The organism is Streptomyces tendae (assembly GCF_008632955.1).
Taxonomy (GTDB): Bacteria; Actinomycetota; Actinomycetes; order Streptomycetales; family Streptomycetaceae; genus Streptomyces.
In genome coordinates, this window is sequence record NZ_CP043959.1 from 5,048,488 (window position 1) to 5,068,745 (window position 20,258).

Genomic DNA, 20,258 nt, shown 5'->3' on the forward strand with positions numbered 1-20,258 from the left:
GTCAGTCCTCCAGTGCTGCGAGGCCGGGGAGCGTCTTGCCCTCGAGGTATTCGAGGGAGGCGCCGCCGCCGGTCGAGATGTGGCCGAATGCCTGCTCGTCGAAGCCCAGGGTACGGACGGCCGCGGCGGAGTCGCCGCCGCCGACCACGGTGAAGCCCGGGGACTCGACGAGGGCCTGGGCGACCGCCTTGGTGCCCTCGGCGTAGTCGGGGTGCTCGAAGACGCCCATGGGGCCGTTCCAGAAGACGGTGGCGGCGTCGGCGAGCTTCGAGGCGTAGAGCTTGCGGGTCTCCGGACCGATGTCCAGGCCCAGGGTGCCGGCCGGGATGGCGTCCACGGCGACGGTGGCGGGGTTGCCCGGCGTCTTGGCCTTCATGTCGGGGAACTCCGGCGCGACCAGCGTGTCGACCGGCACCACCAGTTCCACGCCGTTCTTCTCGGCCCGCTCCAGGTACTCCTGGACGGCCGGGATCTGGTCCTCCTGAAGCAGCGACGAGCCGACCTCGTGGCCCTGGGCCTTGAGGAAGGTGTACGCCATGCCGCCGCCGATGAGGATGCGGTCGGCCTTGCCGAGCAGCTGGTCGATGACGGCCAGCTTGTCGGAGACCTTGGCGCCGCCGAGGGCGACGACGTAGGGCCGCTTGACGTCGTCGGTGAGCTTCCTCAGCACGCCGACCTCGGTGGCGATGAGGTACCCCGCGTAGTGCGGCAGCCGGGCCGGGAGGTCGAACACCGAGGCGTGCTTGCGGTGCACCGCGCCGAAGCCGTCGCCGACGTAGACGTCGGCGAGGGCGGCGAGCCGGTCGGCGAAGGCACCGCGCTCGGCGTCGTCCTTGCTCGTCTCCCCCGCGTTGAACCGGAGGTTCTCGACGACGGCGACCTGTCCGTCGGCGAGCCCGGAGACGGTGGACGTGGCCGAGTCGCCGACCGTGTCGGTGGCGAACGCGACGTCGGCGCCGAGGAGTTCACCGAGGCGCGCGGCGGCCGGGGCGAGCGAGAAGGCGGGGTCCGGGGCGCCCTTGGGGCGGCCCAGGTGCGAGGCCACGACCACGCGGGCGCCCGCGTCGGCGAGGGCCTTGACGGTGGGCACCACGGCGCGGATGCGGCCGTCGTCGGTGATCGTGGTGCCGTCCAGCGGCACGTTGAGGTCGGCGCGGACGAAGACCCGCCTGCCCGCGACCCCTTCGGAGAGAAGTTCGTCGATCGTCTTCATGGGGGCTCCCTGGTAGAGCAACGTGTTCAGCGACCTGTTCGCTCGTGATCGCTCGTGATCGAAAGAGGGCGACCGTTCCGATACGTGCGTCAGGGCCCGGACGGCGCGTCGCCGCGCCTTCCGAGCCCTGCACTCATATCAGGCCGCCCGCTCCGCGATCAGAGCTGGTTGCCCACGAAGACCGTGAGGTCGACGAGGCGGTTGCTGTAGCCCCACTCGTTGTCGTACCAGCCGATGACCTTCACGCTCTTGCCGTCCTGGACCATGGTCAGGGACGAGTCGAAGGTGCAGGACGCCGGGGCGTTGACGATGTCGGAGGAGACGATCGCGTCCTCCGTGTACTCCAGGTAGCCCTTCAGCTCGCCCTCCGCGGCCTTCTGGAAGGCGGCGTTGACCTCTTCCTTGGTGACCTCGCGGGAGAGCTCGACCACCAGATCGGTGACGGAGCCGGTGGGCACCGGCACGCGCATCGCGATGCCGTCCAGCTTGCCCTTGAGCTGCGGCAGCACCAGTGCGGTGGCCTTCGCGGCACCGGTGGTGGTCGGGATGATGTTCTCGGCGGCGGCACGGGCGCGGCGCAGGTCCTTGTGCGGGAAGTCCAGGATGCGCTGGTCGTTCGTGTACGCGTGCACCGTCGTCATCAGGCCCTTGACGATGCCGAAGTTCTCGTCGAGGACCTTCGCCATCGGCGCCACACAGTTGGTGGTGCAGGAGGCGTTGGAGATGACGTGGTGGTTCGCCGCGTCGTACTGCTCGTGGTTCACGCCCATGACGAGGGTGATGTCCTCGCCCTTCGCCGGGGCGGAGATGATGACCTTCTTGGCGCCGCCGATGATGTGCTTCCCGGCGTCTTCCTTCTTGGTGAAGATGCCGGTCGACTCGATGACGATGTCGACACCCAGCTCGCCCCAGGGGATGTCGGCGGGGTTGCGCTCGGAGAGCACCTTGATCGTCTTGTCACCGACGGTGATGGTGTCCTCGGTGTGCGAGACCTCCTGCTTGAGACGGCCCAGGATGGTGTCGTACTTCAGCAGGTGCGCGGTGGTCGCCGTGTCGCCCAGGTCGTTGACGGCCACGATCTCGATGTCGGCGCCCTGCTCCAGCAGTGCGCGGAAGTAGTTCCGACCGATGCGGCCAAACCCGTTGATGCCTACGCGGATCGTCACGAACCGATCTCCTCGTTGGTACGCCGGCTCTGACGCCGGCGAGCTGTATTTGGGATGTCCCCGACCACTGCCGACCCTACCTCTCCGGGGCCCCGGCCGTGACATCGAGCTGTCCCATACCCGGCAGGGCGGTCCGTACCCGCCAGTAGGGTACGGACCGCCCCAGGGCGACGGACTTCAGTCACCCTTTTTCCCCGCCTGTGCCCGGTTTCGCGAGCCCGGGTGTCACCCGCGCAGAGCGGCCAGTGCCTTCTTGACCAGGGCCGCCCGGTCGGCCGCGGACGTGAGGTGCTCCAGGCCGAATCCCAGCAGCACGGTGTCGTCCGTGGTGACCGCCGCGTACGTCCGGAAGAGCTCCCCGGTGCGGGTCCAGTCCTTCAGGACGGCCGGGCTGCCCGGGGGCGGCCCGGAGGCCCGCCAGGCGCCCAGGGACGTCTCGAAGCCCTCGGTCTCGGTGGCGGTGCCGCCGACGACCAGGGAGGCCTCGTCGGCGAGGACGCCCCGGCCACCGCTGCCCGGGTCGGTGACGTAGGCGAGTGACACCTCGGCGGTCCGCCCGGCGTAGGCGCTCAGGTCGAACTCGACCTGCTGCCAGCCTCCGGAGGAACCGGTGAGGCTGTTCCAGGCCCCGGAGGAGCCGGTCGCGGCGCAGCCGTCGTCACTCAGCGTGAGATAGTGCTCCAGCCAGGGGTGCCCGTCGACGTAGAACCCGGCCGCGCACTCGGACGGCACGGTGGTGCGGGTCGCGCCGCCGGTCTCGGGCAGGGTCGTCCAGTCGTCGCCGCCCGCCGTGCGCGCCTCGACGATCACGTTGTCGTAACCCGGCTCGGTGTCCCACAGCAGGCGGGTGCGCAGCGTGGGCCGCTCGGCGGCGGTGACACCGGTGAGGTCGACGGTACGGGTGAGGCGCTTGTAGCCGTCGTCGGTGTGCACCGCGGCCGCCATGGAGGATCCGGCGTAGGGCCCGTACGGGTTGACCGTGCCGGGGAAGGAGCCGGCCCCGGTGCTCGCGAACTGCGGGTACGTCCCGGGGGACAGCTCGTCGGAGGTGAGGCCGTAATTGCCGGCCCGGTCCAGCGGGTTGCCGGGCGTGTCGCCGAGCGGCCCGCCGGTGCCCGCGAGGGGTCCGGCGCCGGTGAACGCGGTGGCCCCCGCGGTGGCGGTGCGGGTGTAGGCGCCCAGGTAGTACTGGCTGAAGTCGTCGGACAGGACGCCGTCGCCCAGGTCGACGCTGCCGCCGGCCTGCTCGCCCGCCTCGATCAGCCGGCCGCCCTCGTTGAGGAAGGCACGCAGCTGGAGCTGGGTGGCGACGCCCGGAGCGCCCGCGCCGGTGTGGTGCAACACCGTGCGGAAGTGGCTCAGCACGCCGAGGGCGTCCGGGGCGCCCCGTTCGGCGACGTCCCAGACCGCGGCGGTCCGCCGGTTCGCGCGGAGCGCGTCGACGTACGCCTGCGCCTGCGTGGCCTTCGCGCCCTCCTCGGAGACGACGAGGACGTCCGCCCGGGGCCGCTGCGCCACGGTGTACGTGAAGGACGTGGCGGCGGCCTTCTTGCCGCCGCGGGCCTTGCCGGTGAACCACACCTCGACCCGGTCGCCGGGCTCGCCGTGCCGCACCTTCGCGCGGTACTCGTCGAAGTAGAGGTTGTCCTCGCCGCCGTACCGCTCGCCGCCCCGCCAGGGCCTGAGGTCCACGGTGTGGGTACGCCCGCCGTTGACGCGGTACCGGAGCTGCTTGTCCCGCACGGACTTGCGCGCCACCACGGAGACCTCCTGGTCACCGCCGCGCGCGTACGAGGTCGTGAAGGCCGCCGGGGTGAAGTCCGGAGCCTCCAGGCCGACCGCGGAGGACGGCCGGTCGGGGTGGGCGGCGGTCTCGGCGACGGAGAGCGCGAAGGGCACGTTCTTGGCGAACTCCTGCTGGATCAGCTTCTCGTCGTCGGGGAAGGTGAAGCCGGAGCGGCAGTCACGCGGGTTCCACTCGTCGTCGGGGTCGACCTCGGACGCGGTCTGGCAGGTCGACATCTCAGGGGTGAACATCGCCATGCCGTTGACGTTGGCCGCGTGCCCGTCGGCCTCGCCGTTGGTGGTGTAGAGCTCGGAGGAGAGCTGCGGGTGGTACCCGGGGATCGCCGAGTTGTCCGGCGTGCCAGCCAGGGCCTCGTACAGCACGTCGTCGGGTGTCGGCGTGGCCACCTGCCAGCCGACCCCGTAGAGGAGGAGCTCGGCGGCGGAGTGGTAGTTGATGCCGTAGGTGAAGCCGATGCGCTTCTGGAAGGCGTCGATCGCCTTGGTCTCGGGCTCGGACCCCGGGGAGGCGCCCCGGTAGGTCTGGCTGGTGGGGTTGGGCGAGGAGCCCTCGTCGTCGTAGCCCCACTTGTAGGGGAAGTTCCGGTTGAGGTCGACGCCGTCGCCGGTGCTGATCACGCCGTCGCCGTTGACGTCCCGCAGGTTCTTGCGCCACAGCCGGTTGGCGTCGTCGGCGAAGGTGTGGTCGTAGCCGTCGGGGTTGGCGGACAGGACGAACCACAGTTCGGTGGAGTCGACGATCTTCTTGATCCGCTTGTCCGTCCGGTACCCGTCCAGGTAGTGGTGCATCAGCCGGCGGGTCATCTCCGGCGTGATCCACTCGCGGGCGTGCTGGTTGGACATGTAGAGGACGGCCGGCTTCGAGCCGTCCTTGCTCTTGCGGGCGTGCCTGGTGAGCTTCAGGGCGAGGATGTCCTGCCCCCGCACCGTCTTGCCGATGGAGACGACCTTGGTGAGGTCGGAGTGGCGCTGTGCGGTGCGCAGCATCTCCTCCTTGAGGCCGCCCTTGCCGCTCCACGGGCGGAAGACGCCTTCGGCCGCGGCCGCCACGCGCTTCTCCGCCCCGGCGGAGAGCGTGTGCTCGGTGAGGTCGACGCCCTGTTCCTCGAGCTTCTCGGCCTGTCCCTCGGTGAGGTACACCTCGACGGCGGCCGTGCCCCGGTCGGGCACCCGCTCGCCGAGTTCGTGGCCGTCCTGCCCCGCCGCCAGCAGCAGGGGTACCTGCCTCTGGGTGACGTCGGCGCGATAGACCTTGACCTCGTCGGGGTCACCGGCCGCGGGCCGTGCGGGTTGCGCCTGGGCGATGGGTGCGAAGCTCGCTCCGCAGATCAGGAGCGTGCCGACAGCGAGGATCGATCTCGCTCTGTGTCTCATGAGCCCCCCAGAGAGTGGTCCGCCACAGCAGCGAACGAATGCCAGGCTCATGACACAACATGATCGAGTCAAGGGCGCCGTCACGACACACGCGAACCGGCGCCGGTCACCCAAGTGGGTGACGGCGCCGGTGCTCTGATCAGGCGTCAGCTGAAACGCCGGGACTGGTGACCGGGCGTCAGACGCCGATCTTGTCGTCCAGCTCCTCGCTGAGGTTGGCCTCCGTGCCGGGAATGCCGAGGTCCGAGGCGCGCTTGTCGGCCATCGCCAGCAGTCGGCGGATACGGCCCGCGACCGCGTCCTTGGTGAGCGGCGGGTCGGCGAGCGCGCCCAGCTCCTCCAGGGAGGCCTGCTTGTGCTCCATCCGCAGCCGGCCGGCGGCGGCGAGGTGCTCGGGGACGTCGTCCGCGAGGATCTCCAGGGCCCGCTGGACCCGGGCACCCGCCGCGACCGCCGCACGGGCGGAGCGGCGCAGGTTGGCGTCGTCGAAGTTGGCGAGCCGGTTCGCCGTCGCCCGCACCTCGCGGCGCATCCGGCGCTCCTCCCAGGCCAGCACCGACTCGTGCGCGCCCAGCCGGGTGAGCAGCGCGCCGATCGCGTCGCCGTCCCGGACGACCACCCGGTCGACGCCGCGCACCTCGCGCGCCTTGGCCGCGATGTGCAGCCTGCGGGCGGCGCCCACCAGGGCGAGCGCGGCCTCGGGACCGGGGCAGGTCACCTCCAGGGAGGAGGAGCGGCCCGGCTCGGTGAGGGAGCCGTGTGCCAGGAAGGCACCCCGCCAGGCCGCCTCGGCGTCACAGGTGGCCCCCGAGACCACCTGCGGGGGCAGGCCGCGGATCGGGCGGCCCCGCCCGTCCACCAGGCCGGTCTGACGGGCCAGCTGGTCACCGCCCGCGACCACGCGCACCACGTAGCGAGAGCCGCGGCGCAGTCCGCCCGGCGCCATCACGATCAGTTCGGAGCTGTGGCCGAAGATCTCCAGGATGTCCCGCTTGAGCCGCCGGGCGGCCATCGCGGTGTCCAGCTCCGCCTCGATCACGATGCGCCCGCTGACCAGGTGGAGGCCGCCGGCGAACCGCAGAATGGCGGAGACCTCCGCCTTCCTGCAGCAGGTACGGGTGACGGGTAGCCGGCTGATCTCGTCCTTCACCGCTGCCGTCATCGCCATGGGCCGATCCTTCCATGCATCCGAAAAATACGGTCGTACGCGGCGGCCAACAGCTCCGGGTCGTGCCGGGGGCTTCCGTCGGTCCGGGCCACGGGGGCCAGCTCGACCGCGGCACCGAACCGCTTGGCGGCATCGGTCAGCAAGTCGCGGTCGGGCACGGCGGCCTCGTCGGCCAGCACCACGTCCAGGGCGAGTTTAGGGGCGTGTCGCCCCAAAACCTCCAAATGACGCTGCGGGGAGAAGCCCTCGGTTTCTCCGGGCTGCGGGGCGAGGTTCAGCGAGAGTACCCGGCGCGCCTTCGTCTCGACGAGGGCGTCCAGCAGCTCGGGGACCAGCAGATGCGGAATCACCGAGGAGAACCAGGAGCCGGGTCCGAGCACCACCCAGTCGGCGTCCAGCACCGCGGCGACCGCCTCGGGCACGGCGGGCGGGTCGTTCGGCACGAGGTGCACGGACTGCACCTCACCGGGGGTGAGGGCCACGGTGGCCTGGCCGCGGACCGTGTCGGTGTCGTCGGGGCGCTCGGGGTCGTGCCCCTTGACCAGGGCCTGCAGCTCCAGCGGCACGGCGGACATGGGCAGCACCCGTCCGTGCGCGCCGAGCAGCCGGCCCACCAGGTCCAGTGCCTGGACGTGGTCGCCGAGCTGCTCCCACAGGGCGACGATCAGCAGATTGCCGACCGCGTGCTCGTGCAGGTCGCCCTTGGACTGGAAACGGTGCTGGATGACACGGGCCCAGGTCTGCCCCCAGTCGTCGTCCCCGCACAGCGCGGCCAGCGCTTTGCGCAGGTCACCCGGGGGCAGCACGCCCAGCTCGTCCCGCAGCCGGCCGCTGGAGCCGCCGTCGTCGGCGACGGTGACCACGGCCGTGAGGTCGCCGGTGATCCGGCGCAGGGCGGCGAGCGAGGCGGACAGGCCCATGCCGCCGCCGAGGGCGACGACCTTGGGCTGGGTCCCCCTGCGGCGCGGGCGTCCGCCGCGCGTCTCGGCCGGCCGGGCGGCGCGGCCCTCGGGGACCGCTCTGCGCAGCCGGCTCAGCCGCGGAGTCCGTCGTGTCATTCCCGTCCCATGTCCCGGTGGACGACCACCGTCTCCACGCCCTCGGCGGCGAGCCGGGCGGCGAGCTTCTCCGACATGGCGACCGAGCGGTGCTTGCCGCCCGTGCAGCCGACCGCGATGGTCACGTAGCGCTTGCCCTCACGACGGTAGCCCGCGGCGACCATGCGCAGCAGCTCCGCGTACCGGTCGAGGAACTCCTTGGCGCCGGGCTGGTTGAAGACGTACGACGCCACCTCCTCGTTGAGGCCGGTGTAGGGGCGCAGCTCGGGGATCCAGTGCGGGTTGGGCAGGAACCGCATGTCCACCACCAGGTCGGCGTCGACCGGGAGGCCGTACTTGAAGCCGAAGGACATGACGGTGGCCCGCAGCTCGGGCTCCTCCTCACCGGCGAACTGCGCGTGCATCTTGGCGCGCAGCTCGTGCACGTTGAGGCCGGAGGTGTCGATCACCAGGTCGGCGTCGCCGCGCAGCTCGCGCAGCAGCTCCCGCTCCGCGGCGATGCCGTCGACGATCCGGCCGTCGCCCTGGAGCGGGTGGGGGCGGCGCACCGATTCGAAGCGGCGCACCAGGGCGTCGTCGGAGGACTCCAGGAAGACGGTGCGCCGGGTGACACCGCGCGCGTCGAGGTCGGCGAGGGACTCGCGCAGGTTGTCGAAGAAGCGCCGGCCACGGACGTCGACGACGACCGCGATCCGGGCCACGTTGCCCTGGGAGCGCGCGCCGAGCTCCACCATGGTGGGGATCAGCGCGGGCGGCAGGTTGTCGACGACGAACCAGCCGAGGTCCTCCAGACACTTGGCGGCCGTCGACCGCCCGGCTCCGGACATGCCGGAGATGATCACCAGCTCGGGGATGCCCACCTCGGGCACCCCGCCGTTTTCCTTGCCCGTCTTCACCTGTGCTCCGTTGTCCTGCGGGGCGCCGGCGCGGGCCGTGGCCCCGCCGGCCTGCTGTGCCGCACCGTCCCGCCGCCCGGCGGGCCCTGTCTCGTGCTCGGTCATCGCTCCTGCCCCCGTCGTTCGTCCGGGGCACCCGTGGACACGGGCTCCCCCGGAGAACCCGTCTGCTGTCCGGGTTCTTCCGTGTCATCCATGATCTCGCCCGTCGCCGTGTTCACGGCGGGTCCGCCGGGCACCGCCTGGGCGAGAGCCGCGACGATCGTCTCGGCCGTCTTGCGGCCTATGCCCGGAACGTCACAGATCTGCTCGATTGTCGCCGACCGCAGCCTCTTCAACGAACCGAAGTGCTTGATCAACGCCTGCTTGCGGGTGTCGCCGAGGCCGGGGACGTCGTCCAGAGGGCTGGAGCGGAAGCGCTTGGCGCGCTTGGCACGCTGGTAGGTGATGGCGAAGCGGTGCGCCTCGTCACGGATGCGCTGCAGCAGGTAGAGGCCCTCGCTGGTGCGGGGCAGCACCACCGGGTCGTCGTCGCCGGGCAGCCACACCTCCTCCAGCCGCTTGGCGAGGCCGCACACGGCGATGTCGTCGATGCCCAGCTCGTCCAGCGCCCGCTGGGCCGCCGCGACCTGCGGCGCGCCGCCGTCGACCACGACGAGCTGCGGCGGGTACGCGAACCGCTTGGGACGCCCGTCGTCCTCGGTGAGGGTGCTGGCGGGCGGCTCGGCGAGGCCCGCGGAGGCCGACCCCGGGTCCGCCTGTGCCCCGGGCTCGACGCCCGGTTCGTCGCCGTCGGCCCACTCCCCCGTCCGCTCCTTCTCCGCCAGGTAGCGGCGGAAGCGGCGGGTGATCACCTCGTGCATGGACCGCACGTCGTCCTGGCCGGCGAAGCCCTTGATCTGGAAGCGGCGGTACTCGCTCTTGCGGGCCAGTCCGTCCTCGAAGACGACCATGGAGGCCACCACGTCGTCGCCCTGGAGATGCGAGATGTCGTAGCACTCGATCCGCAGCGGTGCGCTGTCCAGCTCCAGGGCGTCGCTGATCTCCTCCAGGGCGCGCGAACGCGTGGTGAGGTCGGAGGCGCGTTTGGTCTTGTGCAGCACGAGCGCCTGCTGGGCGTTGCGCTCGACGGTCTCCATCAGGGCCTTCTTGTCCCCGCGCTGCGGGACGCGCAGGGAGACGTTCGACCCGCGCCGCCCGGTCAGCCACTCCTGCACCGGCTCCACCGGGTCCGGGAGGGCGGGGACCAGCACCTCGCGCGGGACCCCGTCACCGGTCTCCTCGCCGTACAGCTGCTGCAGGGCGTGCTCCACCAGGGCGCCGGTGGTGACGTCCTCGACCTTGTCCGTGACCCAGCCGCGCTGGCCGCGCACCCGCCCGCCGCGCACGTGGAAGATCTGGACGGCCGCCTCCAGCTCGTCCTCCGCGACCGCGATCAGGTCGGCGTCGGTGGCGTCCGCCAGCACCACCGCGTTCTTCTCCATGGCCTTCTTCAGGGCGCCGATGTCGTCGCGCAGGCGCGCGGCCCGCTCGTACTCCATGTCCTCGGCCGCCTCCGCCATCTGCCTCTCCAGACGGCGCAGGTAGGTGCCGGTGCGCCCGGCCATGAAGTCGCAGAACTCCTCGGCCAGTTCCCGGTGGTCCTCGGCGGTGATCCGCTCCACGCAGGGCGCCGAGCACTTGCCGATGTAGCCGAGCAGGCAGGGGCGGCCGGTGCGGGCGGCGTTCTTGAACACCCCGGCGGAGCAGGTGCGCACCGGGAACACGCGCAGCATGAGGTCCACGGTGTCGCGGATCGCCCACGCGTGCGCGTACGGACCGAAGTAGCGCACGCCCTTCTTCTTGTGACCGCGCATCACCTGCACGCGCGGGAAGTCCTCGTTCATCGTGACCGCGAGGTACGGGTAGCTCTTGTCGTCGCGGTACTTGACGTTGAACCGGGGGTCGAACTCCTTGATCCAGGAGTACTCCAGCTGGAGCGCCTCGACCTCCGTCGAGACCACCGTCCACTCCACGGACGCGGCCGTGGTGACCATCGAGCGGGTGCGCGGGTGCAGCCCGGCCAGGTCCTGGAAGTAGTTCGCCAGGCGCTGGCGCAGGCTCTTCGCCTTCCCGACATAGATCACCCGGCGGTGCTCGTCGCGGAACCGGTAGACCCCCGGCGAGTCGGGGATCTCACCCGGTCTGGGGCGGTAGCTGGAGGGGTCGGCCATGTCTCACACCCTACTGGCGGGGACCGACAGGACGGCGGGGCCGTGGGGCGGGGGGCGGGGAGCGGGAGGCGGGAGGCGGGCGGGCGGATTCGCCCGGGGGGCGAGTAGGTGGCTCGGGGGTGGGGAGCGCGGAGCTCGGTGGAGTGGGCTTACTGCGGGTTAAGGGGTCTTCTGAGGAATTCCGAGGGCTGTCGGCGGTGACCGGTGCGGTCCGGATGGGTTACGGGGGGCGGTAAGCGGGAATGTGGGGGGTCCGTGCCTCGGACGATCAACGGGGCCGGCGGCCGGACCACGGCGATGGTCCGGGCGGCGGTCCGAGCCGGCTGTCCGGCCGGTGGTCCGAGGCGGTCGTGACGGCGGTCACAGAAGTGGCCGCGAGTCGGGAGGTCGTATGCGGCAGATGCGGATCGAGAAATCACGACGGCCGGCCCGGCACCGCCGGTACGCGGACGAGACGGCCGTCTTCCCCGAGTCCCTCGACCCGCGCGATCCCGACATCGTGCGCGCCAAGCGCCTGCGCGCCGCGGGGACGCGGCTCCGGGAGGAGAGCCCGGCCGACGGTTCCTGAACCTCCCCGGAGACAGTGGCCGGCCTTGGCGTGGCCCCCGGCGGCTCCGGACACCGACAACACCACATCACGTACGCACCCCACGGGGGCCGTACCGGCCAGGCGGCCGGTACGGCCCCCGCGCGTGTGCCGCTCTTGGCCTCCGGCGGTTGTCGGGACTTGGTCAACACGCTTCAATGCGGGGGAACTCGGGGCGCTGAACGACGGCGTACGCATGTGAAGACCGCGCCGTGCCGATGGGGGCGGGCCCCCGAGGTGCCCCGTGCGAACGGTCTGACCAGCCGTTGTGACATTCACAGAAAGGCCCCTGCATGCCGCACGCCACACAGCACGCGGACGTCGTCACCGCAGAACTGGACTCCGCCCTGCGCGGCGGTCCGTTCCACGTCGCCCTGCGCGCCGCGATAGCCGCGCGGGGACTGCCGCTGCAGCGGGTGCAGCACCACCTGTCGCGCCACGGCGTGAAGGTGGGCGTCACCAGCCTGAGCTACTGGCAGCAGGGCGCCCGCCGCCCGCAGCGCCCGGAGTCGCTGCGCGCCGTACGGGCGCTGGAGGAGATCCTTCAACTGCCGGAGGAGTCACTGATCCGCCTGCTCGCCGAGTCGGACGAACACACCGGGGACCGCCGTTCCTCCGCCCGCTCCTACCGCTCGCTCGTGGAAGCCTCGGGCGTCCTGGACCGCCTGCTCGCCGAGTTCGGCACCCCACGTGACGGCGGCCTGCACACCCTCGGCCACCACGAGCGGGTGCGCGTCGGGACGCGCCGGGAACTGGCCGAGCGCGAGTCGCACCACATCGTGCGCGCCTACCGCGACGGCGTCGACCGCTTCGTGGCCGTCCACCACGGCGACCCGGGCTCCGTACCGGAGCGGATGACCGTACGCGCCCTGGAGAACTGCCGTATCGGACGCGTCCGTCGGCACCACGACACCGGTGTGCTCGCGGCGGAGCTGCTCTTCGACATCCGGCTGCGGGCGGGCGACACGTTCCTCTTCCGGTACGCCGTGGAGGACGGCACGGCCGGGGTGGCGCGCGAGTACGTACGCGGCGCGGACTCCCCCGGCGGCCAGTACGCCCTCCAGGTCTGCTTCGACTCCGCGGCGCTCCCGGTGCGGTGCCACCGCTTCACCCAGCACTCCGCTGCGGCCCCGCGCGGAGGACGCCAGGAACTGGCGCTCAGCGCGCGGCACCGCTCGGTGCACCTGGTGGAACCCCGCCTGCGCACCGGCTACGTGGGGATCGCCTGGGACTGGGAGTGATACCCGGTCGAGCGGGGACGGGCCGGGCCCGGGGATCGCGGGCCGGGCCCGGGGATCGGGCCGGGCCCGGGTGTCGCGGGTGAGGATGGGCCGGGTCAGGCCTGCGGCTTGGCGACGAGCGTGCCGTTCTTGACCTCGACGGCCAGCGGCTTCAGGGGCGCCACAGCCGGCTCACGCAGCACCTTCCCGGTGGTGACGTCGAACTCGCTGCCGTGACACGGGCAGACCAGCCTGGTCCCGTCCAGCTTGTTGATGGGACAACCCGCGTGCGTGCACACGGTGTTGTACGCCTTGAAGGCCCCGTCCTCGCCCCGGCTGACGACCACGTTGTGGTCCCGGTACAGCTTGGCGTCGCCCGCGGCGACCTCGCTCTCGGGCCCCAGCTCCACGGGCCCGGCCAGCGGGGCGGACCTGTCGTCACCGCCCCCGCACGCGGTGAGGCCCAGTCCGACGACGGGGGTGAGGGCCGCGCCTCGCAGGACGGTCCGGCGGGTCGCGGCGGGTCGGGCGGACATGCGGGCTCCCACGGGTGGTACGCGGTGGACGAGTGTTCACCGGGACGATACCGGGGGCTCGGGGGGCGGCTTGCGGGTGGGTGGGGCTGGGTGGACGGGGCGGTGGGGCGCGGGGCGTAAGCGTTTGCACAAACGTTCACGTAAGAGCTTGCGTAAGCGCTCGCGTAAACGCTTACGCAATCGTTTACGACACCCTCTCCCATGCGATACGGTCCCCACCCAGGACCCGCACGGGCAGCGGACCCCGCCGACCCGAAGCGGACCCCGTCGGCACGAAGGAGAGCGGCTGATGGCAACCATGGCGGATGTGGCGCGCAGCGCCGGAGTCTCCATCGCGACCGTCTCGCACGTGCTGAACGGCACCCGCCCGGTGCTCCCCCACACCCGCCAGGCCGTCCTGGACGCCGTGGAGGAACTCGGCTACACCCCCAACACCCTGGCCCGCTCCCTGGTCACGGCCCGGACCCGGTCGATCGGTCTGGCGGTCTCGGCGATCAGCAACCCCTACTTCACGGAGATCCTGCAGGGCGTCGAGGCGGCGGCCCTGGAGCAGGGGTACAGCCTCCTCATCGCCGATCCGCACGACGACCCGGTGCACGAGCGCAAGGTCGTCCAGCTACTGCACGAGCGCCGGGTGGACGGCATGATCGTCGCGCCCTCCCCCGAACCCCGCGAGCTCCTCGCGTACCTGGGCCGGCACCGTGTACCGACCGTCTTCCTGGACCGGCTGGTCGACCCACCCGGTGACGGCGCACCGCCCCTCTACGACCAGGTCGGCGCCGAGAGCACGGAGCCGACGGCCCGCCTGGTCACCCATCTCGCCGGTCTCGGACACCGCCGTATCGGTCTGGTGGCCGGTCTGCCCGGGCTCAGTACGACCACCGAGCGGATCACCGGCTACCGGCACGGACTCGCGGCTGCGGGGCTGCCGTTCGACGAGCGGATCCTGGTGCACGGCCACTCGGAGGCCGCCGGGGCCGAACGCGCCACGGCCGCACTGCTGGACCTCGGCTCGCGCCCCACCGCGCTGGTCACCGCCAACAACGCCATGACGATCGGCGCGCTGCGCGCCCTGCGCGCCCACGGCCTGTCCGTGCCCGAGGACATCGCCCTGTGCTGTTTCGACGACTTCGCCTGGGCGGACCTCTTCTCCCCCCGCCTCACGGCCGTGGCCCAGCCGAGCCGGGACATCGGCGCCCGGGCCGTACGGATGCTGCTGGACCGCCTCGCGAACCCGGACCGGCCGACCCGCACCGAACGTCTCCCGTGCACCTTCGTGCACCGCACCTCCTGCGGCTGTCCGGACGGTCAGGAACACTTTGGCGACCCGGCCGGCTCCGCCTCCGCCGGCCCTGCCGCGCACCCAGCCGCCCCCAAGCCCCACCAGGAAAGGAACCCGTCGTGATCGTCGTAGCCGGTGAGGCACTGATCGACCTGGTACCGCAGGGGGCGGGCGCGCTCGCCGCGCTGACGCCCGCGCTCGGCGGCGGCCCCTTCAACACGGCGGTGGCCCTGGGCCGTCTCGGCTCCCCCACCGCGTTCTGCTCGAGGGTGTCGCGGGACGCCTTCGGGGAGGCGCTGCTGGAGCGGCTGCGGGCGACCGGGGTGGACGTGTCGTCGGTGCAGCGCGGTGACGAGCCGACGACGCTCGCCGTGGCCACGGTCGGCGCCGACGGCTCGGCGGCCTACTCCTTCTACGTGGAGGGCACGGCGGACCGGCTGTTCACCGAGCCCGAGGCGCTCCCCGCCGGTACCCGCGCGGTGTCCTTCGGGACCTGTTCGCTGGTGCTGGAGCCGGGGGCGAGCGCGTACGAGGCGATGATGCGGGAGGCGTCCGCACGGGGTGTGTTCACGGCGCTGGACCCCAACATCCGGGCGGGGCTGATCCCGGACGCCGACGCCTACCGGGCGCGGTTCCGCGACTGGCTGCCGTCGGTGTCGTTGCTGAAGCTGTCGGCGGAGGACGCCGAGTGGCTCGGCGGGTCCCCGCGGGAGTGGCTGGCGGCCGGTCCCACGGCGGTCGTGGTCACCCGGGGCGGGGACGGACTGACGGTGTTCACCCGCGAGGGGGCCGAGTACGCGGTGCCGGGTGAGCGGGTGACGGTGGTGGACACCATCGGCGCGGGCGACACGGTGAACGCGGCCCTGCTCCACGGCCTGGCCGAGCGTGACGCGCTCAGCGACGAGGGCGTGGCCGCACTCGGCGCCGAGGGCTGGGAGAGCCTGCTGGGCTTCGCGGCAGCCGCGGCGGCGATCACCTGTTCCCGCGCCGGTGCGGAACCGCCGTACGCCCACGAGCTGGAGCCGCAGGCCCTCTGACGCACGTGTGCCGTGCCGCGGGGGACGTCCCCTGCGGCACGGCACACACGTCCGGTGGAGCGGGCCGGTCAGGCCTTGGCGCCGCGCGTCGTCTTCTTCGCGGCGGCCTTGGTGGCGGTCTTCTTGGCCGTGCCGGCCGTGACCGACTTGGTCGCCGTCTTCTTGGCGGCCGACCTGGCGGCGACCGTCTTCTTCGCCGCCGACTTGCGCGGGGCCCGGACCTGCGGGGCGTCGCTGATCCGCTCAGCGCCCAGGATCTCGCGCAGGAACTTGCCGGTGTGGCTGGCCGGCTCGCCGGCGACCTGCTCGGGCGTGCCCTCCGCGACGACGAGGCCGCCGCCGGAGCCGCCTTCGGGGCCCATGTCGACGACCCAGTCGGCCGTCTTGATCACATCGAGGTTGTGCTCGATGACGATCACGGTGTTGCCCTTGTCGACCAGGCCGGACAGGACCGTCAGCAGCTTGCTGATGTCCTCGAAGTGCAGACCGGTGGTGGGCTCGTCGAGGACGTAGACCGTACGGCCGGTGGAGCGCTTCTGCAGTTCGCTGGCCAGCTTCACGCGCTGCGCCTCGCCGCCGGACAGGGTGGTCGCCGACTGGCCGAGCCGGACGTAGCCGAGGCCGACGTCGTTGAGCGTCTTCAGGTGGCGGGAGATCGCCGGGACCGCCTCGAAGAAGTGCATGGCCTCTTCGATCGGCATGTTCAGCACGTCGGCGATGGACTTGCCCTTGTAGTGGACCTCCAAGGTCTCCCGGTTGTACCGGGCGCCGTGGCAGACCTCGCACGGGACGTAGACGTCCGGCAGGAAGTTCATCTCGATCTTGATCGTGCCGTCGCCCGCGCAGTTCTCGCAGCGGCCGCCCTTGACGTTGAAGGAGAACCGGCCCGGCATGTAGCCGCGGACCTTCGCCTCGGTCGTCTCCGCGAACAGCTTGCGGACGTGGTCGAAGACGCCCGTGTACGTCGCAGGGTTGGACCGCGGAGTGCGGCCGATGGGCGACTGGTCGACGTGGACGACCTTGTCGACGAGGTCGTCGCCGTCCACGCGCGTGTGCCGGCCGGGCACGCTGCGCGCGCCGTTCAGCTCGCGGGCCAGGTGTGTGTAAAGGATGTCGTTGACCAGCGTGGACTTGCCGGAACCGGACACACCGGTGACCGCGGTGAACACGCCCAGCGGGAAGGACACGTCGATGTCCTGCAGGTTGTTCTCCCGGGCGCCGCGCACCGTGATGCGGCGCGACGGGTCCTGCGGGCGCCGGACGTCGGGCAGCGGGATCGCCTTCCTGCCGGACAGGTACTGGCCGGTCTGCGACTCCTCGTTGGCGAGCAGTTCCTTGAGGGAGCCGCTGTGCACGACCTTGCCGCCGTGCTCGCCGGCGCCGGGGCCGATGTCGACGATCCAGTCGGCGACCTTGATCGTGTCCTCGTCGTGCTCCACGACGATGAGCGTGTTGCCCATGTCGCGCAGCCGGACCAGCGTCTCGATGAGCCGGTGGTTGTCGCGCTGGTGCAGACCGATGGACGGCTCGTCGAGCACGTAGAGCACACCGACGAGTCCGCTGCCGATCTGGGTGGCCAGGCGGATGCGCTGGGCCTCGCCGCCGGAGAGGGTGCCGGCCGCGCGGTTCAGCGAGAGGTAGTCGAGGCCGACGTCGACCAGGAACCGCAGCCGCTCGTTGACCTCCTTGAGCACCCGCTCGGCGATCTTCTTGTCGCGGGCGGTGAGCTTCAGTTCGCCCAGGAAGTCCGCGCAGTCGCTGATGGACATCGCGGAAACCTCGGCGATGGACCTGCCCATGACCGTGACCGCGAGAACGATCGGCTTGAGGCGCGTGCCCTGACAGCCGGGGCAGGGCACCTCGCGCATGTAGCCCTCGAAGCGCTCGCGGCTGGCGTCGCTCTCGGCCTCGCTGTGCCGGCGCTTGACGAACGGCACCGCGCCCTCGAAGGCGGTGGTGTAGCGCCGCTCGCGTCCGTAGCGGTTGCGGTAGCGGACCTCGACCTGGGTCTTGTGACCGTGGAGCAGGGCCTTCTTGGCGCGCTGCGGCAGACCGGCCCACGGGATGTCCGTGCGGAAGCCCAGCGCGTCGGCGAGGGCTCCGATCAGGCGGTCGAAGTAGTCCTTGGTGTGGCCGTGCGACCACGGGTGGATGGCGCCCTCGTCCAGGCTCTTGTCCGGGTCGGGGACGATCAGCTCGGGGTCGACCTCCATGCGCGTGCCGATGCCGGTGCACTCGGGGCAGGCGCCGAAGGGCGAGTTGAAGGAGAACGAGCGGGGCTCCAGCTCCTCGAACGACAGGTCGTCGTACGGGCAGTAGAGGTGCTCGGAGTACATCCGCTCGCGCTCGGGGTCGTCCTCGGGGAGGTCGACGAAGTCGAGCACGACCATGCCGCCGGACAGCCCGAGGGCGGTCTCCACGGAGTCCGTGAGACGGCGCTTGGCGCTGTCCTTGACGGTGAGGCGGTCCACGACCACCTCGATGGTGTGCTTCTCCTGCTTCTTCAGCGTCGGCGGGTTCGACAGCTGGACGGTCTCGCCGTCCACCCGCGCGCGGGAGTAGCCCTTGGTCTGGAGGTCGGAGAAGAGGTCGACGAACTCGCCCTTGCGCTCACGCACCAGCGGCGAGAGCACCTGGAAGCGGCTGCCCTCCGGCAGCTCCAGGACCCTGTCGACGATGGCCTGCGGCGACTGGCGGGTGATCGGACGGCCGCACTCGGGACAGTGTGGCTTGCCGATGCGCGCGAAGAGCAGGCGCAGGTAGTCGTAGACCTCGGTGATGGTGCCGACCGTGGAGCGCGGGTTGCGCGAGGTCGACTTCTGGTCGATCGAGACGGCCGGGGACAGTCCCTCGATGAAGTCGACGTCCGGCTTGTCCATCTGGCCGAGGAACTGCCGGGCGTAGGAGGACAGCGACTCGACGTAACGCCGCTGCCCCTCGGCGAAGATGGTGTCGAAGGCCAGCGAGGACTTGCCCGACCCCGACAGGCCCGTGAAGACGATGAGCGAGTCGCGCGGGAGGTCGAGCGAGACGTTCTTGAGGTTGTGCTCGCGCGCTCCACGGACGATGAGACGGTCGGCCACGCCGGTCCGCACCTTTCTTGAGGGAAGTGACAGGGGCGGGGCCCCCGTCCTTTTCAGACTAGGGGGAGCCACTGACAACGCCGGTTCGGATTCACGGATAGTCAACAAACCCCGGCTCTCCAGCATGCCCGACGCCGCACCCGACCTTATAGCACGTGCATTCGATTTTACCGTCCGGTTCATCTGCTTCACCCGAAGGTGTGACGCGTCTAGGGTCGGCGGCATGATGGATCACGCTGATGACCTGGCGTCTGTACACGCCGCTACCGAGCGGCTGCTCCGCGCGGTCGGCGCACTGGACAACGCGGCTGTGACCCAGTCGTCACGCCTGCCGGGCTGGACCCGAGGTCACGTCCTCACCCACCTGTCCCGCAACGCGGACGCCCTGGTGAACGTCTTCGAGGGCCGCCCCATGTACGTCTCCGCCGAGGCCCGGGACGCCGACATCGAGACAGGCGCCCCGCGCCCCCTGGACGTGCAGCTCGCGGACCTGCGGGAGAGCGCGGAGCGCCTCCGCGGGGCGGCCGCGGACGTGACGGACTGGTCCCGTGTCGTAGAACTGCGCAACGGCGTCACCGACCGTGCGGAGCGGGTGCCGTTCCGGCGCTGGATCGAGGTGGAGCTGCACCACGTGGACCTGGGGATCGGTTACGAGCTGGAGGACCTGCCGGCCGACTTCACCGAACGGGAGATCGACTTCCTCACCGCACGGTTCAGCGGCCACCCGGACGTGCCCGCGACCACCCTCGCCGCCGTGGACGGCCGCACCTGGACGACCGGTGGCGGGGCGGACGGCGACCCCGTCGCCGTCGAGGGGACGGCCGCCGGCCTGCTCGGCTGGCTCGCCGGCCGCCGGGACGGCGCCGCCCTCGCGGTGAAGGGCGGAGATCTCCCGTCGCTGCCCCCGCTGTGAGGTCTGTCCGGTGCCCGTTCCGGCGCTAGGCTGACGTTCATGACGTACAGCGGTCGGGTGACGGTCGGCGGCCCAGCCGACGTGCACGAACTCAAGGACCTGATGATCACCAAGATCGCGGTCGGTCCCATGGACAACAACGTGTACCTGCTGCGTTGCCGGGCCACCGACGAGCAACTGCTGATCGACGCGGCGAACGACGCCGGGACCCTGCTGGGCACGATCGGTGACGACGGCATCGCGTCCGTCGTCACCAGCCACCGGCACGGCGACCACTGGCAGGCACTCGCGGAGATCGTGGCCGCCACCGGCGCCCGCACCTACGCGGGCCGGCACGACGCCGAGGGCATCCCGGTGCCGACCGACGTACCGGTCGACGACGGCGACGTCATCCGCGTCGGACAGGTGGAGCTCACCGCCCGCCACCTCGCCGGGCACACTCCCGGCTCGATCGTCCTCGTCTACGACGACCCCCACGGGCATCCTCATGTGTTCACCGGGGACTGTCTGTTCCCGGGCGGTGTGGGCAACACCCACAAGGACCCGAAGGCGTTCGCGAGCCTGCTGCACGACGTCGAGACCAAGCTCTTCGACGCGCTCCCGGACGAGACCTGGGTCTACCCGGGCCACGGCAACGACACCACTCTCGGGACCGAGCGCCCGCACCTGCGGGAGTGGCGCGAGCGGGGCTGGTGAACCGGCGGCGG

15 protein-coding genes are annotated in these 20,258 nt (G+C 71.5%); 6 read left to right on the forward strand and 9 right to left on the reverse strand.

The window, feature by feature from the left end; genetic code table 11:
- Position 1 precedes the first annotated feature (1 nt).
- From F3L20_RS23290 to uvrC, 7 genes are all read right to left on the reverse strand, one after another.
- Positions 2 to 1,213 (reverse strand): phosphoglycerate kinase, encoded by a 1,212-nt coding sequence (locus tag F3L20_RS23290; RefSeq protein ID WP_150156011.1) that lies wholly within the window; start codon positions 1,211 to 1,213, stop codon positions 2 to 4.
- Positions 1,214 to 1,371: 158 nt separating this feature from the next.
- Complete coding sequence (gap, locus tag F3L20_RS23295) at positions 1,372 to 2,379, reverse strand: type I glyceraldehyde-3-phosphate dehydrogenase (protein ID WP_150156012.1); 1,008 nt, start codon at positions 2,377 to 2,379, stop codon at positions 1,372 to 1,374.
- Positions 2,380 to 2,604: 225 nt separating this feature from the next.
- A complete protein-coding gene (locus F3L20_RS23300; protein ID WP_150156013.1) occupies positions 2,605 to 5,559 on the reverse strand; it encodes a M14 family metallopeptidase in 2,955 nt (984 codons plus the stop codon).
- Positions 5,560 to 5,737: 178 nt separating this feature from the next.
- Positions 5,738 to 6,727 (reverse strand): DNA-binding protein WhiA, encoded by a 990-nt coding sequence (whiA, locus tag F3L20_RS23305; protein ID WP_145825180.1) that lies wholly within the window; start codon positions 6,725 to 6,727, stop codon positions 5,738 to 5,740.
- Positions 6,718 to 7,785, reverse strand: a complete 1,068-nt coding sequence (locus tag F3L20_RS23310; protein ID WP_145825181.1) for a gluconeogenesis factor YvcK family protein — start codon at positions 7,783 to 7,785, stop codon at positions 6,718 to 6,720. The genes whiA and F3L20_RS23310 overlap by 10 nt, the downstream gene beginning before the upstream one ends.
- Positions 7,782 to 8,786 carry an RNase adapter RapZ gene (gene rapZ, locus F3L20_RS23315; RefSeq protein ID WP_150156014.1) on the reverse strand — a complete coding sequence of 335 codons (1,005 nt, stop codon included), beginning with the start codon at positions 8,784 to 8,786 and terminating at the stop codon, positions 7,782 to 7,784. The genes F3L20_RS23310 and rapZ overlap by 4 nt, the downstream gene beginning before the upstream one ends.
- On the reverse strand, positions 8,783 to 10,894 hold the full coding sequence (uvrC, locus tag F3L20_RS23320) for an excinuclease ABC subunit UvrC (protein WP_150156015.1): 2,112 nt from the start codon (positions 10,892 to 10,894) through the stop codon (positions 8,783 to 8,785). The genes rapZ and uvrC overlap by 4 nt, the downstream gene beginning before the upstream one ends.
- 391 nt (positions 10,895 to 11,285) lie before the next feature.
- Here uvrC and F3L20_RS34085 point away from each other — a divergent pair, with 391 nt between their 5' ends.
- Together F3L20_RS34085 and F3L20_RS23325 are read left to right on the forward strand one after the other, a co-directional pair.
- Positions 11,286 to 11,462, forward strand: a complete 177-nt coding sequence (locus F3L20_RS34085) for a hypothetical protein (RefSeq protein ID WP_167534589.1) — start codon at positions 11,286 to 11,288, stop codon at positions 11,460 to 11,462.
- Between the two features lie 311 nt (positions 11,463 to 11,773).
- Positions 11,774 to 12,721: a hypothetical protein gene (locus F3L20_RS23325; RefSeq protein WP_150156016.1), complete on the forward strand. Its 948-nt coding sequence runs from the start codon at positions 11,774 to 11,776 to the stop codon at positions 12,719 to 12,721.
- 95 nt (positions 12,722 to 12,816) lie between these two features.
- Here F3L20_RS23325 and F3L20_RS23330 read toward each other — a convergent pair whose 3' ends face one another.
- Positions 12,817 to 13,236 carry a Rieske (2Fe-2S) protein gene (locus F3L20_RS23330; RefSeq protein WP_150156017.1) on the reverse strand — a complete coding sequence of 140 codons (420 nt, stop codon included), beginning with the start codon at positions 13,234 to 13,236 and terminating at the stop codon, positions 12,817 to 12,819.
- 289 nt (positions 13,237 to 13,525) lie between these two features.
- Here F3L20_RS23330 and F3L20_RS23335 point away from each other — a divergent pair, with 289 nt between their 5' ends.
- Together F3L20_RS23335 and F3L20_RS23340 are read left to right on the forward strand one after the other, a co-directional pair.
- Positions 13,526 to 14,641 carry a LacI family DNA-binding transcriptional regulator gene (locus F3L20_RS23335; RefSeq protein ID WP_150156018.1) on the forward strand — a complete coding sequence of 372 codons (1,116 nt, stop codon included), beginning with the start codon at positions 13,526 to 13,528 and terminating at the stop codon, positions 14,639 to 14,641.
- Positions 14,638 to 15,555, forward strand: a complete 918-nt coding sequence (locus tag F3L20_RS23340) for a carbohydrate kinase family protein (RefSeq protein WP_150156019.1) — start codon at positions 14,638 to 14,640, stop codon at positions 15,553 to 15,555. The genes F3L20_RS23335 and F3L20_RS23340 overlap by 4 nt, the downstream gene beginning before the upstream one ends.
- A 68-nt stretch (positions 15,556 to 15,623) precedes the next feature.
- Here the strand turns inward: F3L20_RS23340 and uvrA are convergent, their stop codons facing one another.
- Positions 15,624 to 18,638 carry an excinuclease ABC subunit UvrA gene (uvrA, locus tag F3L20_RS23345; protein WP_150156020.1) on the reverse strand — a complete coding sequence of 1,005 codons (3,015 nt, stop codon included), beginning with the start codon at positions 18,636 to 18,638 and terminating at the stop codon, positions 15,624 to 15,626.
- Positions 18,639 to 18,861: 223 nt separating this feature from the next.
- Here uvrA and F3L20_RS23350 point away from each other — a divergent pair, with 223 nt between their 5' ends.
- Positions 18,862 to 19,551, forward strand: coding sequence for a maleylpyruvate isomerase family mycothiol-dependent enzyme (locus F3L20_RS23350; RefSeq protein WP_150156021.1), 690 nt, complete (start codon positions 18,862 to 18,864; stop codon positions 19,549 to 19,551).
- 39 nt (positions 19,552 to 19,590) lie between these two features.
- Positions 19,591 to 20,247: an MBL fold metallo-hydrolase gene (locus tag F3L20_RS23355; protein WP_150156022.1), complete on the forward strand. Its 657-nt coding sequence runs from the start codon at positions 19,591 to 19,593 to the stop codon at positions 20,245 to 20,247.
- Positions 20,248 to 20,258 lie beyond the last annotated feature (11 nt).

What these genes read in the sequence shown, in the direction of transcription:
- F3L20_RS23290 (WP_150156011.1), bottom strand. Translation starts at nt 1,213, where the DNA reads ATGAAGACGATCGACGAACTTCTCTCCGAAGGGGTCGCGGGCAGGCGG.
- F3L20_RS23300 (WP_150156013.1), bottom strand. Translation starts at nt 5,559, where the DNA reads ATGAGACACAGAGCGAGATCGATCCTCGCTGTCGGCACGCTCCTGATC.
- whiA (WP_145825180.1), bottom strand. Translation starts at nt 6,727, where the DNA reads ATGGCGATGACGGCAGCGGTGAAGGACGAGATCAGCCGGCTACCCGTC.
- F3L20_RS23310 (WP_145825181.1), bottom strand. Translation starts at nt 7,785, where the DNA reads ATGACACGACGGACTCCGCGGCTGAGCCGGCTGCGCAGAGCGGTCCCC.
- rapZ (WP_150156014.1), bottom strand. Translation starts at nt 8,786, where the DNA reads ATGACCGAGCACGAGACAGGGCCCGCCGGGCGGCGGGACGGTGCGGCA.
- uvrC (WP_150156015.1), bottom strand. Translation starts at nt 10,894, where the DNA reads ATGGCCGACCCCTCCAGCTACCGCCCCAGACCGGGTGAGATCCCCGAC.
- F3L20_RS34085 (WP_167534589.1), top strand. Translation starts at nt 11,286, where the DNA reads ATGCGGCAGATGCGGATCGAGAAATCACGACGGCCGGCCCGGCACCGC.
- F3L20_RS23325 (WP_150156016.1), top strand. Translation starts at nt 11,774, where the DNA reads ATGCCGCACGCCACACAGCACGCGGACGTCGTCACCGCAGAACTGGAC.
- F3L20_RS23330 (WP_150156017.1), bottom strand. Translation starts at nt 13,236, where the DNA reads ATGTCCGCCCGACCCGCCGCGACCCGCCGGACCGTCCTGCGAGGCGCG.
- F3L20_RS23335 (WP_150156018.1), top strand. Translation starts at nt 13,526, where the DNA reads ATGGCAACCATGGCGGATGTGGCGCGCAGCGCCGGAGTCTCCATCGCG.
- F3L20_RS23350 (WP_150156021.1), top strand. Translation starts at nt 18,862, where the DNA reads ATGATGGATCACGCTGATGACCTGGCGTCTGTACACGCCGCTACCGAG.
- F3L20_RS23355 (WP_150156022.1), top strand. Translation starts at nt 19,591, where the DNA reads ATGACGTACAGCGGTCGGGTGACGGTCGGCGGCCCAGCCGACGTGCAC.